Below are 15,592 nucleotides of genomic sequence, written 5' to 3' on the forward strand. Positions count from 1 at the left end.
GTACGTGAAGATATGATTAAATGTTATTTGCCACTGGCGGGATGAAATTGCTGGCCTTTCATTGTTACTTCTAACTGCGGCGATGCTATATCAATATGATTTTTAATGAATTTGTTCTTAATTCGGCAGTGGAGATCATGGGTTAAGCTTAAGCGATGCCCCGTTTCTGCGGCATAAGCACGCAATTCAAATTGTTGGCAATTAGCGGTTAAACCTAAGAAGAATACTTCAGGTGCTGGATTATCGAGTACCAGTTCACATTCCTCTGCCGCCTCAAATAATAATTGTGTTACTAGCTCAGGATCGGCTTTAAATTTCACATTGATTGAAAGATTTACTCGAGTTATCGCATCGGATAATGACCAGTTAATAAATTGCTCAGTAACAAAAGCTTTATTAGGCACGATTACTTCTTTTCTATCCCAGTCTACAATCGTCGTTGCGCGGGTTTTTATTTTCGCGACTACACCCGTGAGCTCACGGATCGTTACCGTATCACCAATACGAATTGGTTTTTCAAACAAGATAATTAAGCCAGAAATAAAGTTGGCAAATATTTCCTGCATACCAAAACCAATACCAACACCAAGGGCTGCGACTAGCCATTGCATCTTGCTCCAGTCAAAACCAATTAATGCCGAGCCAACAATAATCCCGATGAAAATAGCTAAATAGCGAGTAACAGAAGTTATCGCATAACCCGTACCTGGGCTTAAATCAAGATGCTGCAGAATAAGCAGTTCCATAGCACCGGGTAAATCGCGTGCCAAAATAACCGTTAAACCAAAAGCAAATACCGCCAGTAAAACACTTTGTAATGTAATGGTATGTAGCTCTTCAATACCGTTGATGGTATTGGTTACATCCCATAACGTAACACCTTCTAATAGTGACGTTGCTTGATAAAAATCGGAAAACAACCAACTTAAAATAAACAGATAAATCAGTGATAATAGCGAGCGTAATAAACGTAATGATTGAGCACTGATTTTATCTAAGTCTACTTTCGGCTCTTCAATGTCAATGCTGAGATCGTTACTAACGTGGTGTTCGTCTTTATCTTCCAACATTTCTGCTTGACGCTGAGCAATGATTTCTTGGCGTTTTGCTTTTGCGCGTTCAAATGCTAATCGACGTTTTTGTATTAACATCAATCTTTTTATTAAGAAGTACACCAGTAAGACGACAACACCAATCACGGCACCTTGCTGAATACGTAGCATGATGGTTTGTGATGTGGCTAAGTATCCATTGAGTGCCGCATAGTTGAGTACCTGTGGGGTAATGATGAGTACCCACCAAAAGATATGGTGTCCAATATGGGCTTTTCCTTCAGGCAAATCACCATAGGTCATTGGCATCTTGAGTTTCCACAATCGCCAATGGAAAAAACTGATAGCGATATTAGAAATAATAAAAGCTAATCGTCCAAGGGTAGCCGTTGTATCGAGTTCACTTGTTAGCATAGTGAATTGCTGCAAGATAAGTGCTGGAATAAACACCATCATTAAGCGTCGATAATTATCTAATGCTTTATTCGTAATTTCTTCAGACCAACCAAAGTGACTGATGAAAAGTCCATCTTTGCGGCATAACTCTCGAATGAAAAAGAACACAACCAGTGCATAAGGTAGCGATAGGGCTTGGCCTAAATGGAAAATAAAGGGTAACTGCCAAGCAAGGCTTAAAGTATAACCAACAACAAATATGATCAGAGGGATTGGCCATGCCAGAAGGAAGGCTATCGCAACATTGGTGTAGCTATAACGGAATTTATCTTCAGTGACACGGTTAATTCGTTTGCTGGTTTTTTCTAAATAAAGTACCCAATGCTTTTTGGCAAAATATAGAAATGCAAGCAGTGAAGCAATGACAAATATACTAGCAAACAATGAGTAAGGGCTAATAAAGTGCGGGACTTTAACAAGACCTATCCATTGTGTTGGAGAAAAGAACCATTTGATTTTTTCACCCATTTGCTTGATGACATCAAAGCTGAGTGGGTTAGTATTGGGTGCCCAAAAAAGTAATTTTGCTGATTCATTTTTAATCTTGATCAGCATGCTATTTAGGCGATCGAAAATAACTTTAAGCTTGGCTTGTTGGTAAATTAACGTTTCAGACGCTTTATTAATATCACTATATAGTTTGAGATTATCTTGTATCAGCGCGTGTAAACGATCAATTTGTTGCGGTGATAGATTACTGGTACTGATCTTTTCTTTGTTATTTTTAAGTAAATCAGACTGTTGTTGATAATCATAAAGTCGAATTTGATTACGGGCGACATCACGATTAAGTTTATCAATCGGTGGATTTGACGGTAAACTTTGTAATCGGTTACGAAGGTTCTCACTAATAATTGGGCTTATTTTAAGCCAATCAGCCATGACTCTTAATGCATCTGCTGTTTGTGTGGTTTCAGTAATTTGCTCATTGGTTGTACTAATAGACTGCTGTGTTTGTTCAATATTAGACGTCAGCGCTGCTAGCTCAGAAGACAAATGCTTGTTTAATGTTAACTGCTGTTTAATCACTTCTGGCTGGTTTTGAATATCAGCTTGTAGCTCTTCATTTTGCTCATCATTTTCAGAAACGTTAGAGCGTAAAACACGATTAAGTGTATTTTGTAAGTTATTACGATATGCCTGATGTGCTTCAATTTGTAAGTTTTCATATTGCAGATTTAATTTTGCTAACGCACGACGATTACCTGCACTTAGCTGTTCAGCTTCCAGCATAAATAAATGACTAGTCGTATATTGCTCGGCGATTTGGAGCAGCATGATAGCTTCTGTGTTATTGCCCCGTTGCGCTTGAGATAGCTCTTTAGTGATACTTTGTTTTTGTGTTCTTAACTTATTGGTTTGATATGAGAAATCGTCAATACCATGCTCAATTTCAATTAAAATATTGCGGTATGACTGGCGTGCTATTTCTAGTTGGATCAGCTTGGTATCTTGCTCTGCAATTTCTAATGTTAGCTGGTCGTGATCCCAGTCGTTAGATGCTGGAAATTCTGTCGCGCTAAAATTCGCTATTTGATCTTGAACTCTTGCCTTATCTTCTGGATAGGAGTTCATTAACTTTTCATAACTACGTGTTGCTTGATTAAAGTTTTTAGTTTTCTCAAGCTGGTTTTCCGCTGTTTGATAGGCAGAAAGCTGTTTGATTATTTCAGGCGTTTTTTGTTGAGCTTCAAGCTGACTGATCTTGTTGGCAATAATGTTTTCGTGTGATGCATTCTCTTCAGCAGATAGTGGGGTGGAAATGAGAAAGAATAAGAAGAGATAAAAAAATGAGAAAAATCGCATAAAAAACCTGTAATTGAGTACTACGGATGCATAAACAGCAAGGTATATCAGCGTTATGTTACAGTAATTGAAATTGATGAAAAACAATAGATTGGTATGAGAATAGACCTAATTGATCTATAAGTCGGCGAATGAATAAGAGAACAGGAAAATACCTTGACCGATATCGCATAAGTGATTACATTAGCCGCCGTTGAAACGCATAGCGATTCAGCAACAATGTGGTGAGGTGTCCGAGTGGCTGAAGGAGCACGCCTGGAAAGTGTGTATACGGCAACGTATCGAGGGTTCGAATCCCTCCCTCACCGCCATTTCTTATTTAATAAGAGATGACAATTTAGGAGAGATGGCTGAGTGGTTGAAAGCACCGGTCTTGAAAACCGGCATACGTTTATAGCGTATCTAGGGTTCAAATCCCTATCTCTCCGCCATATTTAGAAAAAGCCGCTAGCGAAAGTTAGCGGCTTTTTTGCGTTTGAATAATGACTGTTATCTATTGTGATACAGATATTGGTATTTGAAGCGTTCAAATCCTCTAATACCCAGCACTGCTCCGCCATATATAAAAAAAGCCGCTAAGTTAACCCTTAGCGGCTTTTTTGCATCTGATAAGAATGAATAAATTTTTATAATCTGATACTGATATCAGAAGCGTTCAAATCTTCTAATATCCAGAACTGCTCCGTTATATCAGAGAAGGCTGCTGAGTTTGACTCAGCAGCCTTTTTACTTTGGGGCATTTAAGATTTTAAAAGCAGAGTTCAAACCCTTTAAAACGTATTTGTTTGCTGAGACGATAAGTAAATAGATTTATGGCAAAGTATGGAATTAAAGGATCTGTCGGGACTTTTTCGTTAAGCATTTTCAATGCCGATGAATCACTGGCACCTCATAATCTGAGCAAGGTTCTAATCTGATAATTGCACTTTAAATTTAAAGTTATAGCTGGCACTGCGACAAATTGCAGAGCCGTATTCAAGAATATTTCCTTGGTGATCAAAGCTTTTGAGAATGATCATTAATGCGGGTTCACTCATTTTTGTTTCTAGCATATCAGCTTCTTCTTGAGTTAGCTGGTGGGCATTAATTTGATATTCTTGAGTTGAAGGTTTGATGCCTTGTTCACTCCAATACTGGTAGAGCGACCATTCTAGTAATTCTGGTCTTGGTAAATAAACTTGGGGAACGAACATCGTCTCAATAGATACAGGAGTATCGTCTGCTAACCGTACTCGCTTTACTTTCGCTATTTTACTTGGCTGAATTATGCTGAGCTCTTTTCGAATGGACTCTTCACCTTCAATCAGCTCACGACTGATCCAACGGTTCGATAATTGACCTTGACTATGTAATTGCGAAGAAAAACCACCGCCAGACAAGTTGTAGTCCAGTGGGAAGTTTACCGTTGTCCCTTTACCTTGCTTCTTAATGATTAGGCCTGACTGCCTCAATTCTTCAAGGACTTTGACAATCGTCACTCTAGAGACATTTAGTTCTTCAGCCAGTTTTCTTTCTGAAGGTAGTACGGTGCCATTCGGAATAATCCGTTTTCTAATGATTAACTCAAGGCTCTCTTTTAATTGAATATATTTTGGTGCTAGCGAGTTATTGCTGAGATTTTCGTTAATCGCAGTGATGATGTTTTGGCTCGTCATGTTTCAAAATTCAAATAATTAGGACTGCTGATCAGAATAACAAAAAATGTGGAAACTGTCACACCGGACTACTAAAGGACTTTCTTTGGACTTTAACTGGACTTATTCTGGTTGCGAAGAATATATACCGATGGTGATACAAAATGTCTTTTACCCCTACAAATAATAATAATGCAACACTTAAGCGAATTCAGGGCTGTCTATTTGGTCAAGCCTATGGTGATGCTCTAGGAATGCCATCTGAACTATGGCCAAAAAGTCGAGTAGAGAGCTATTTTGGCTGGATTGATGAGTTTCTTGCCGGCCCTGAAGAAAACATTGCTGCCAATGAGTTTGAAAAAGGCCAGTACACGGATGATACCAGTCAAGCAATTGCTTTGATTGAAGCTATCATCGAATCTGATGGTGAAATTGACCCGAATATTGTGGCAAAACACATTATGAAGTGGGCTCACGAGGTGGACGCATTTAACAAAAATATTTTGGGTCCTACATCGAAGAAAACGTTGAATGATATCGCGCAAGGTATTGATGTTGAGCTGATTGAATCGAACGGTGTGACCAATGGTTCTGCGATGCGTGTTTCTCCAGTCGGTTGTTTGCTGCGCTGTGATGACTTAGATCACTTCATTGCGAATGTTCGCCTGTCGTGTATAGCGACCCATAAGTCTGATATAGCGATTGCTGGGGCTACGGCGGTGGCTTGGTGTATTAGCCGAGCCATTGATGGTGTCTCTTGGAGCGTAATAAAAGATGAGCTTTGTGAAATAGTCAATGTAGCTCAAAAGAAACACCAGTCTACTTTCAGTCCACTTTTAGGCTATCGAATTATTTATGCGATGGAATTAATTTCAACAATTAAAAAACAACATGCGATCACGCCTCAAGTTGGGATTGAAACACACGCTTATAAGCAAGACGTCGTGAAAGTGGTTTACGAGCAGGTAGGCTCGGGAATGGACATTATTGAGTCTATCCCTGCTGCGATCGCTCTTGTCGATGCTGCAAATACTGACCCACTGGTATGTGCAGAGCTTGCTGCTAACTTGGGTGGCGATACTGATACGATCGGAGCAATGGCAACGGCAATTTGTGGCGCAATACATGGCATTGACGCATTCCCTACGCAACGTATTGAACTGATTGAACAAGCGAACAATACCTCGTTCAATCTATACGCTGAAAAGTTGAATGAATACAGACCTAATGGACAAGGTGAGCAAAATGAATTCTGATAACGTGAGTGCGTCAAATAAACATTTAAAAGCGCATGTTGAGTCTTCTTCAGTTAATGAACTGGGTATTGATATTGTTCCGGAAGACCAAAAAATTAAAGCGCCAAGTGAGCTGTTTTTTGTATGGTGTGCAGCCAATATCGGTATTTTAGGTGTTGTTTATGGCGCCATTATTGTGTCTTTTGGTCTGTCTTTTTTTCAATCTGTCCTCGCTGCGATTGTCGGTGTTGCGTCTTTCTCTTTGGTAGGTATCACTAGTATTGCGGGTAAAATTGGTAGTACCACAACACTGACACTTTCACGTGCTGGCTTTGGTAAAAAAGGTAATATTGCACCAACATCATTTTGTTGGATGAACCTAATGGGATGGGAAGCTGTCAATATCATTACGGGTACATTGACGTTATCTGCATTGTTTGTCGCAATAGGTTTTGAAGAATCGGTTTATGTTACTGCGTTTTCATTAGTGCTGTTTGGTGGATTAACAGTCTTTGTGAGCATGTTAGGCCAAAACACCGTACTTAAGATGCAAGAATGGATTACACGTTCTTTTGGTGTAATGACTTTGATTGTAGTGGGGTACTTATTAAGCACTGCTGATTGGGTCGCTATCTTGGCATTACCGCAAGGAGATTGGTTAACAGGATTTCTACCAGCGGTTTCAATTATTGCCGCAGGAACAGGGATTAGTTGGGCTATAGCGGGCGCGGATTATAGCCGAGATCAATCAAGAAAATCGAGCAATCGTAGTATTTTTACTGCTGTAGTTGGTGGTGCAGCACTGCCTTTATTATTACTGATTACTGCTGGTATATTATTGACAGCGCAGATCCCCGATCTTGCTTCTCATGAGAATCCTATCGCTGCCATCGGAACCTTACTACCATCTTGGATGGCGGTACCTTACTTATTAGCAGCGGTTGCAGGCATTGTGACTATTGCTGTCATCAGTCTGTATTCTGCAAGCTTAAATCTATTGACGATTGGCGTAAAACTGAAACAACGTACTGCAATTGCGATTGATGCCGTATTGGTGCTTGGTGTTGCTATCTATGTGTTATTCGTATCAGGTGATTTTTTAGGGCCATTTATCTCGTTCTTGGTTTTCTGTGGTGTATTTTTAGCTGCGTGGGCTGCGATCTTTATTAATGACTATTATATGCATCGTTCGCATTGTGGCTATCGTGTCGACGAGCTTTATGGTGAAACGGGTGTGAATAAAGTGACGCTAGGTTGTTGGTTAGCTGGTGCAATATCCGGTTTACTTGTGACAAATACTGGCTTTGTCGATGGCCCATTTGCGGTGGGTATCTTTGCTGATTCTAGCTTAGGTCTTTTTGTTTCTTTCTTTGTTAGCTTTATTGCGCATCGAATCTTGTCTAAATAACGAGAATGCCATGGTTAACCTAAAAACGTTGAACCAAGTTTTACCTGTAGCGATTATTGGCGCTGCATTTGGCGATATCATTTTAACGATCAAAAAACTGCCAACCAGTGGTGGCGATGAAGTGGCTCGTGAGCAATCTAAACAGATCGGTGGTTGTGCTTTTAATGTAGCACGCAGCCTTGCTCGCTTGGGCATTGACATTATCAATGGCATTCCTGTGGGAAATGGACCCTGGGGTGAGATGACAAAAAGGGCCATGCAACAGGAAGGTCTTGTGCCCCTTCTGCATAATCACCGGGTCGATAATGGTTGGTGTTTAGCGATGGTAGAACCGGATAAAGAGCGTACCTTTATTACGGTTGAAGGATGCGAACAGTATTGGTGTGAAGATCAGCTTAACCAATTGGATATCAGTAATGGATCTCTGGTGTATGTATCTGGTTACGAGTTGGTTGATAAAGAGAGTGAACCTTTGAAAAAATGGTTGCTGAGCTTAGACCCTTCCGTGCGCATCTTTGTCGATTTTGGACCAAGATTTGCTGAGATCGATTCTGTATTTATTACTCAATTATTGGCAAAAAAACCGATTCTTACTATCAACAGAGATGAGTTTAAGATGCTGGTTCGCAATAACGAGGCTTCGATCGACGATGCGAAAAAGTTTTCGGATGCCTCTGGAGTAAGCTTAATTTATCGCTTAGATAAACATGGCGCATGGGTGATCGAACCAATGAGTGAGGCTATCAATATACCAGCACACAACGTTGAGGTCGTTGATACGATCGCAGCAGGTGATAGCCACTGTGGTGGTGTACTAGCCGGGCTATCTTCAGGCTGGTCACTTGCAGATGCGGCACGACTTGGTAATGCGGTAGCGGCAATAGTTGTTTCGACAGAGGGCGCTAATGGTGCTCCGACGATATTGGAGCTAGAAAGCTTTTTACTTAATAAGTCTTAGTCGTTTACTTTTGAGCTTTAACGTTCTTCATGCCCCAAGCGCTCTGCAGGGGCATTTTTTATTTCTATTTTTGACGATATGACGGCGTAATCTTTTCGCTGTTTTACCTCATCGCCCACCCATTTTCATTATTCATTAATAATTTGTGAGTTTAAGCCTGCTGTCACTCTTTCTTATTTTTTAAGAGATCACAATTTAGGAGAGATGGCTGAGTGGTTGAAAGCACCGGTCTTGAAAACCAGCATACGTTTATCATATATCTGGGTTCAAATCCTCTAATACTCAGAGCCGCTCTACCTTTTAAAACAAAGCCGCTGAGTTAATCCTCAGCGGCTTTTTTGCGTTTAGCGTAAATGATGATTTATAAGCGCGAATTTAACCAATTAGCTGTTATTTCTAGTAGCTCTTTACTTTGATGTGCCTGTGGATCAAAGACATTAAAGATATGATCACCATCTTTTATGACGACAGCTGTAGCGTCTTTACTGCCTGATGCGGTGATCAGTGTATTCGCATTTTCCCACGGTAAAACGGTATCGTTAGTACCTGAAATCGCTAATAGGGAACCTGTAAATTGCTTTATCAATGTGAGTGATTGCTGGGCTTTTAATTGTTCAAACCATGTTAGGTTTACTTTAAATGGTGAACGCCAATCATATTTAATTAATGCGTAGCCGTTCTGTTTTGCCTCGTCATAGTATTGTTCAAAAAAGGCTTTCATTGGTGCAATGCCATTACCAACAGCAGGAGACCAGACAGCAAGTGATTTAATGTTGGGCTCTTCGATGACCAATAATTGTGAGATTAATGCGCCTTGGCTAAAGCCGATAACCCCAATACGATGCTTATCTATTTTGGGGTTAGCTTGAAGGTAGTTAAAAGCAGTCTGTCCATCGAGAACAGCAGAAGATAAAGAGTATGCTAAGTCAGATGTTTTACTGTCACCACTGCCTGCAAAATCGAGACGAATAGATGCAATACCTAATGCTTCTAATTTTTCACTGAGAGATTTATATAAATTACCCACTTCATCTTTTTGTGTCCCTGTTCCATGGAGCATGATCACTGCAGGTATCTGTTCATCTATTTTCTTATCAGGTACCGAGAAGATAGCTGGAATATCATAGCTGCCATTATGTAGAGAGATTTGCTGAGCGTCGGCAAGGGCCATATTAGAAAAACTTAATAGTAACGAAGGGATGATATATTTTTTAAACATGATTAAAGATTAAAAATGAATGATATATTGGTTATTCTAAATTGATTTAGTTTATCTATCTGACAATAAAGTTAAAAATCAGATGTCTATTACAAATCATGAGTCATAAAAAGCAGAAAGGTCTAGCGCCATCACTAGACCTTTATTGGGTTGAACCCAGTATTGGGCTTATCCCATAAACTTCGTCATAAAGTTGCTGATATTTGAAAGGCTAGCCGCAGCCATTACCACCACAATCAACACACCTGTAACGGTTAGATACATTGGGTGCTTGTAATCACCGACAATGTCTTTGCGGCGAGTCGCTGCAAGTACCATGGCTAATACCACTGGCAGAATAATACTGTTAATAAGACCGGCTAACATCAGCAGTAGAATAGGCATGTTCATGGTCACGGTGCCAAGGCTGGTGATGATAATAAAACCCACACACCATGCTTTTTCATTGCGCGCAACCACTGGGAATAGGGTTTTAATTAGCGAGATTGCCATGTAAGAGTTACCAACCACCGAGGTAATTGAAGCAACAAATAACACCAAACCAAAGATAAAATAACCTATGTCACCTGCACCTTGACGGAACGCATCGGCGGCTGGGTTTGAGGTCTCTAATACCGCACCTGTTGCAATCACGCCAAATACTGCTAAGAACAGCAGAATACGAATAACAACAGCGATGGAAATGCCAGCCCATGCTGCTTTTTCAATTACGCTTACGTTTTCTTTACCTTGCAAGCCAACATCAACTAAGCGCTGCGCCCCTGTGTAGTAACCACCGACAGCACCACCAACAATGGTTAACGTTGGCAGTAATAGGTTACTCATATCTGTTGGTATCACAGCCGCTTTTAGTGTTTCACCCATAGGTGGAAGGCTGGTCATAGCTACATAAGCAATCAGCACAATCATAAACAAGCCAAGGTAGCGCGCCATTTGATCCATGCGCTTCGAGGCATTATGAACGACAAACAGTAAACAACCGACAACGCCTGTGAACAATGCGCCCCATGTGGTATCGACACCTGTCAGAACATTAAGACCTAGCGCTGCACCACTGACGTTACCGAAGTTAAACGCCACAGCACCAAGCGCAAGTAGGATACCGACAACATAACCCATCCCCGGTGCAACACGATTAGCAATGTCCTGGATACGTAAGCCAGATACACCCACAATGCGCCACAAGTTCATCACAATACCGAAGGTGATAAACATGGATGCAAAGACAGGAAATGCCATGTCGATTTTATAGATGTTTGTAAAAACAGCAGTTTGGGTTAAAAAGCCCGGACCAACAGAGGTCGTAGCCATTAGGAAAGCTACACTTAAAATTGCTTTGTTTTGCCAAGAAGTGTCTTGAGTACTCGTAGGTGCTGCAGAAGTCATCGTTGTCATGTTGATCTCTAAAATGTTGTCTCTCTCTTTATATAGAAAAAAGAAAGACAACTGACCGAGATCAGCTGACTCAAAGAAAAGAAAAAAAACGTAAAAACAGATAGTTACGAAATGTAATCGTTTGCTTCGACGCGGATATTAGTGACATGAGGTAAAGCTGTCAACGAAAAATTAGAATAAAAATTAGATTTTACTTATTTGTGCGATATTTATTTTCGTAAGGAATGTTTAGTGAGAACTTTTCACTAAGTCAGTTAGATTTTGTCGAAATATTGGAAGCGATAAAGAGAAAGTCGCTGAATGATGATCAGCGACGTTGAGTTTGAAGCGTTAAGATTTTAATGCCAGTACAGTACCGAAGGTAACCAGTCCTACGCCACAGAGTTGGTTTAGTCGCTTCTTCATATTCAATAAACGTGTTTGCAGTGCTTTTGAGGTGAATAGCATTGCAACAAGGCTAAACCATAAAAAATGCATCGCAATCATGTAACCACCATATATCAGAGCGATATGGTTATTACTTGTATCAGTAGAAACGACTTGGCTAAACACACTTAAGAAAAACAACATGGTTTTAGGATTTAACGCGTTACAAAGAAAGCCTTGTGCTAGAAAGTGTTGGCTACGTTTACTCGGCTTAGTTGCACCTTGTAGATCGGTTTTGTTGTCAGAAAAAAAGATCCCTTTTATCCCTAAATAAATTAAATAGGCGGCACCTGCATAGCGAATGGCATTAAATAGCATTTCATTTTGTGAGATAAGGTAACTGATCCCCAATAATGAGTAAGAAATGTGTATGGTGATCGCAAGGCTAATACCGATTGCAGTCCAGATCCCCGCGGAACGTCCATGATTGAGGCTGTTTTTTAATACTAATACGAAATCAGCACCGGGACTTACAACAATCAATAATCCCAAGAATGCTAAGCTGATCAGTTCCATTTATCTCTCCAACAAGTTTTTTATGGCGTTATTGTATGCGTGCGGTGGCTATGTTTTAATCGAAAATAAGTGCAATGAAGTGTGAGAAAAATTCACAGATGAGACATCTTAAAGCTTTTCATGTATTCGATGTGGCAGCGTCATGTTCAAGTTTTAGTGAAGCGGCACTGCAATTGAATATTACGCATGGTGCCGTGAGCAAACAGATCAAAACGTTAGAAGCGTATTTAGGCGTTGTGCTTTTTTATAAAAAAGGGCGTAACGTCTTTTTAACGCAGGAAGGTGAAAAGTTAAAAGTGTCGACCCGTCAAGTATTCACCGTATTGGAAAACACTGTCAATGAGTTGCGAAAGCCTGCGCTTCACACGTTAGAAGTGTCATGTGAGCCAACATTAACCATGCGTTGGTTAATGCCTCGATTAAGTGGCTTTTATGAATCGTCAGGTATTGATGTGCGTTTATCGACAGCAGGTGGGGCTGTTCAATTAGGGACAAATGGCTTATCGCTTGCGATACGTCGTGATGATTTTGAGTGTCATCGTGATTACTATAAAACGGCATTAGTTGAAGAGTGGGTGGGCCCCGTTTTCTCGCCAGATTATTGGGAAAAAGTGAAGCACGATCTTGGCAGTATCACGACGATTCATAGTGCAACTCGAGCTAGCGCATGGAAAAACTGGCAGCAAATGAGCGGTACAGCAACTGATTTTACTCGCCACTCGCAGCAGACATTTGGTCATTTTTATTTTTGTATTCAAGCGGCTATTGATGGACTAGGGGCTGCAATGGGGTCATATCCTTTTGTTATGGATGACATCAAACGAGGTGTGTTGGTCGCGCCATTTGGTTTTGTGCCGTCGGGGTGTGATTATATTCTGATGAGTGATAAAGCACATTTAGTCGGTGAAGAAAAACAGTTTGCTGATTGGTTAGTGGATAATTTATCGCAGGCTATACCGAAGTGATAAAATGAATAAAGCCGCAATTTAAAACGGCTTTTAGCTATGGCAACGATTTTGTTAGGCTTCACGAGCGATTAGAGTCGATTTCTGATCACCAAGCTGATAGTTATTAATCGCGATAACGCGTTTTGTCATACGTGGATGGCTTGATGTAATTTCTTGTAAAAAGCCAAACACGGCAGGCACACCCAGCTCTTGTTGTACAAAACTGTCGTTATTGGTCGCAGTCACCAGTTCGCGGCTTCCAGATGCCAGCGTGATGAGGGCATTAATGCTGGCGGATTTATTATTAATTATTTCAGCAGCAATGCGATCACAGGTCAATTCACACGCACGACTATAAGCTGAACCTAAGAAAGGGATAAACATTGCTGGTTTCATTAATAAGTTAATCCAGAAATTTACGTGACCTGCAGCATGGTGAGCAAGTTCATGAGCAATGACAAAACGCAGTTGATCTTGTTTTTTCTCTTCCCATAATAAATCAACTAAATCGCTAAACAGTAGCGTGTATTTACGAGATAGAAATTTCACCGCTAATGCATTGGTTAAACCATGAGAATTTACAATAAACATTTCAGGCTTTTCTTTCATATCTAGCGCAGTGGCTATTTCGTCAGCCATATTATTTAAGTTTGCATATTGGTTTTTATTAACGTGAACGGCATTACCAAAAATACTAGCTTGAAAGAATTTACTTGATAGCCAAATAAAGAATGCGACTGGAATAAGAAAAATAAGAATACTAAAAAATGTGCCTAGTAATAATCCAACCCAAATTAATCCACCAATAATAATGCATAACATTTTATAAAGATGTTCTTTAGGATGACGTAACGAAGAAACGTTCATTAAATAATTCCTTTTGTCAGTTAATTAAAATGATCAATAGGAAAAATAGTGCAATTAAGAGTAATGACAGGCAAATGTAAGAGTATAAAAGTGCGATGCACATAATGAAAAAATAATGGTATTTCTTTTTGGTATTTCTTGTTGTAACTAGGTGGCTTAATTGTTCTTTTTGTTACTAAGTTAATCTTTTTAAGGCTATATCATGATTGATTCGACTTTTCATCGGGATATGTCACATTAATTATAAAGTCTTGCCATTTATTTTTTATTTTGTTTCTTTATTGAAAATATAAATTTCATCTAATAGATAATAAAAATCAAATAATGAGACCTTTATCAATTTAAAAATTTATCTTTATTATGACGTGATCTTGTTTGTTTTAGATCAAATAAATAAATCATTAAGTAGGTAAAACAATAGTAAAAAGATATTTGATTATTCTTGTGTTATTTACGAAAGCATTTTTTAACAGAGTGTTTTGGTAATTAATATTATTTAAATTAAGGTAAATATTATGAGCAGTGCATTCTATATTCCTACTGTTAACTTTATGGGCGCAGGCTGTTTAACTCAAGCGGCTGATGCGATTAAATCTCACGGCTTTAAAAAAGCACTCATTGTTACCGATAAAGTATTGAACCAAATTGGTGTGGTTACTCAAGTGGCTGTATTGCTCACTGAGCGTGATATTGACTCTGTGGTATACGATGGCACTCAACCAAACCCAACCATTAAAAACGTTGATGAAGGTTTAGCGTTACTAAAAGAAAACCAATGTGATTTTGTGATTTCATTGGGTGGTGGTTCTCCACACGATTGTGCGAAAGGTATTGCGTTATTGGCTGCTAACGGTGGTCACATTGGTGACTATGAAGGGGTTGACCGTTCTGCAAAAGCGCAGCTACCTGTGGTTGCAATTAACACTACAGCGGGTACTGCATCGGAGATGACCCGTTTCTGTATCATCACTGATGAAGAACGTCATATTAAGATGGCGATTGTCGATAAAAATACGACCCCATTAATATCTGTCAATGATCCTCAGTTAATGTTGGCAAAACCTGCATCATTAACCGCTGCTACAGGGATGGATGCATTAACTCACGCTATTGAAGCGTATGTTTCCATAGCCGCAACCCCCATTACTGATGCAGTGGCGATTAAAGCGATTGAGTTAATTCAACAAAACCTACGTACCGCAGTGAAAGAAGGTCAAAACCTTAATGCTCGTGAGCAAATGGCGTATGCGCAGTTCATGGCAGGTATGGCATTTAACAACGCGTCACTTGGTTATGTACATGCGATGGCGCACCAGTTAGGCGGTTACTACAATCTTCCTCATGGTGTATGTAATGCGATATTACTACCGCATGTTCAGCGTTATAACGCACAAGTATCAGCTGAGCGTTTACGTGATGTTGCTAAGGCTATGGGTGTTGATGTCGAAGGTATGACTGCAGAGCAGGGGGCTAATGCGGCACTTGAAGCGATTGTGGCGCTATCTAAAGATGTTGGCATTCCACTAGGTTTAAAAGAACTGGGTGTGAAAGAAGAAGATATCGCATTATTGGCTGATAATGCATTGAAAGATGCTTGTGGTTTCACTAACCCTAAACAGGCAACCCATGAAGAGATTTCACAGATCTTTATGGCTGCAATGTAATTGCTAAAG

At 39.9% G+C, this 15,592-nt stretch carries 11 protein-coding genes and 2 tRNA genes; 7 read left to right on the forward strand and 6 right to left on the reverse strand.

The window, feature by feature from the left end; genetic code table 11:
• Positions 1-23: 23 nt before the first annotated feature.
• Positions 24-3,314, reverse strand: coding sequence for a miniconductance mechanosensitive channel MscM (gene mscM, locus C9J38_RS02045; protein WP_107205647.1), 3,291 nt, complete (start codon positions 3,312-3,314; stop codon positions 24-26).
• 223 nt (positions 3,315-3,537) lie between these two features.
• On the opposite strand from mscM, the gene C9J38_RS02050 reads away from it, so the two are divergent.
• Both C9J38_RS02050 and C9J38_RS02055 read left to right on the forward strand, forming a co-directional pair.
• Positions 3,538-3,625, forward strand: a tRNA-Ser gene (locus C9J38_RS02050).
• A gap of 29 nt (positions 3,626-3,654) precedes the next feature.
• A tRNA-Ser gene (locus tag C9J38_RS02055) sits at positions 3,655-3,745 on the forward strand.
• A 477-nt stretch (positions 3,746-4,222) separates the two neighbouring features.
• Here the strand turns inward: C9J38_RS02055 and C9J38_RS02060 are convergent.
• Positions 4,223-4,969, reverse strand: a complete 747-nt coding sequence (locus C9J38_RS02060) for a GntR family transcriptional regulator (RefSeq protein ID WP_107205648.1) — start codon at positions 4,967-4,969, stop codon at positions 4,223-4,225.
• 143 nt (positions 4,970-5,112) lie between these two features.
• On the opposite strand from C9J38_RS02060, the gene C9J38_RS02065 reads away from it, so the two are divergent.
• Genes C9J38_RS02065 through C9J38_RS02075 form a run of 3 tightly spaced genes read left to right on the forward strand, consistent with a single transcriptional unit; the run spans position 5,113 to position 8,549 of the window.
• The gene (locus tag C9J38_RS02065; RefSeq protein WP_107205649.1) at positions 5,113-6,204 is read left to right on the forward strand and encodes an ADP-ribosylglycohydrolase family protein; all 1,092 of its coding nucleotides are present in this window, start codon (positions 5,113-5,115) and stop codon (positions 6,202-6,204) included.
• On the forward strand, positions 6,194-7,591 hold the full coding sequence (locus C9J38_RS02070) for a cytosine permease (RefSeq protein ID WP_107205650.1): 1,398 nt from the start codon (positions 6,194-6,196) through the stop codon (positions 7,589-7,591). The genes C9J38_RS02065 and C9J38_RS02070 overlap by 11 nt, the downstream gene beginning before the upstream one ends.
• Positions 7,566-8,549, forward strand: a complete 984-nt coding sequence (locus C9J38_RS02075; protein WP_233218459.1) for a PfkB family carbohydrate kinase — start codon at positions 7,566-7,568, stop codon at positions 8,547-8,549. The genes C9J38_RS02070 and C9J38_RS02075 overlap by 26 nt, the downstream gene beginning before the upstream one ends.
• Before the next feature lie 361 nt (positions 8,550-8,910).
• Here C9J38_RS02075 and C9J38_RS02080 read toward each other — a convergent pair whose 3' ends face one another.
• The 3 genes from C9J38_RS02080 to C9J38_RS02090 all read right to left on the reverse strand — a co-directional run bounded on the left by C9J38_RS02080 (position 8,911) and on the right by C9J38_RS02090 (position 12,105).
• Entirely contained in the window at positions 8,911-9,720 is an 810-nt protein-coding gene (locus C9J38_RS02080) for a S9 family peptidase (protein WP_158259491.1), read from the reverse strand.
• Positions 9,721-9,936: 216 nt separating this feature from the next.
• Positions 9,937-11,163, reverse strand: coding sequence for an NRAMP family divalent metal transporter (locus C9J38_RS02085; RefSeq protein WP_199195404.1), 1,227 nt, complete (start codon positions 11,161-11,163; stop codon positions 9,937-9,939).
• A 330-nt stretch (positions 11,164-11,493) separates the two neighbouring features.
• A complete protein-coding gene (locus tag C9J38_RS02090; protein ID WP_107205653.1) occupies positions 11,494-12,105 on the reverse strand; it encodes a LysE family translocator in 612 nt (203 codons plus the stop codon).
• Between the two features lie 98 nt (positions 12,106-12,203).
• Between C9J38_RS02090 and C9J38_RS02095 the strand changes: the two genes are divergently transcribed.
• Positions 12,204-13,070, forward strand: a complete 867-nt coding sequence (locus tag C9J38_RS02095) for a LysR family transcriptional regulator (protein ID WP_107205926.1) — start codon at positions 12,204-12,206, stop codon at positions 13,068-13,070.
• Between the two features lie 54 nt (positions 13,071-13,124).
• Here C9J38_RS02095 and C9J38_RS02100 read toward each other — a convergent pair whose 3' ends face one another.
• On the reverse strand, positions 13,125-13,919 hold the full coding sequence (locus C9J38_RS02100) for a M48 family metallopeptidase (protein ID WP_107205654.1): 795 nt from the start codon (positions 13,917-13,919) through the stop codon (positions 13,125-13,127).
• Between the two features lie 515 nt (positions 13,920-14,434).
• Between C9J38_RS02100 and yiaY the strand changes: the two genes are divergently transcribed.
• Positions 14,435-15,583 carry an L-threonine dehydrogenase gene (gene yiaY / locus C9J38_RS02105; RefSeq protein ID WP_107205655.1) on the forward strand — a complete coding sequence of 383 codons (1,149 nt, stop codon included), beginning with the start codon at positions 14,435-14,437 and terminating at the stop codon, positions 15,581-15,583.
• Positions 15,584-15,592: the final 9 nt, after the last annotated feature.

The sequence above is a fragment of the Photobacterium sp. GB-210 genome, assembly GCF_003026075.1.
Taxonomy (GTDB): Bacteria; Pseudomonadota; Gammaproteobacteria; order Enterobacterales; family Vibrionaceae; genus Photobacterium.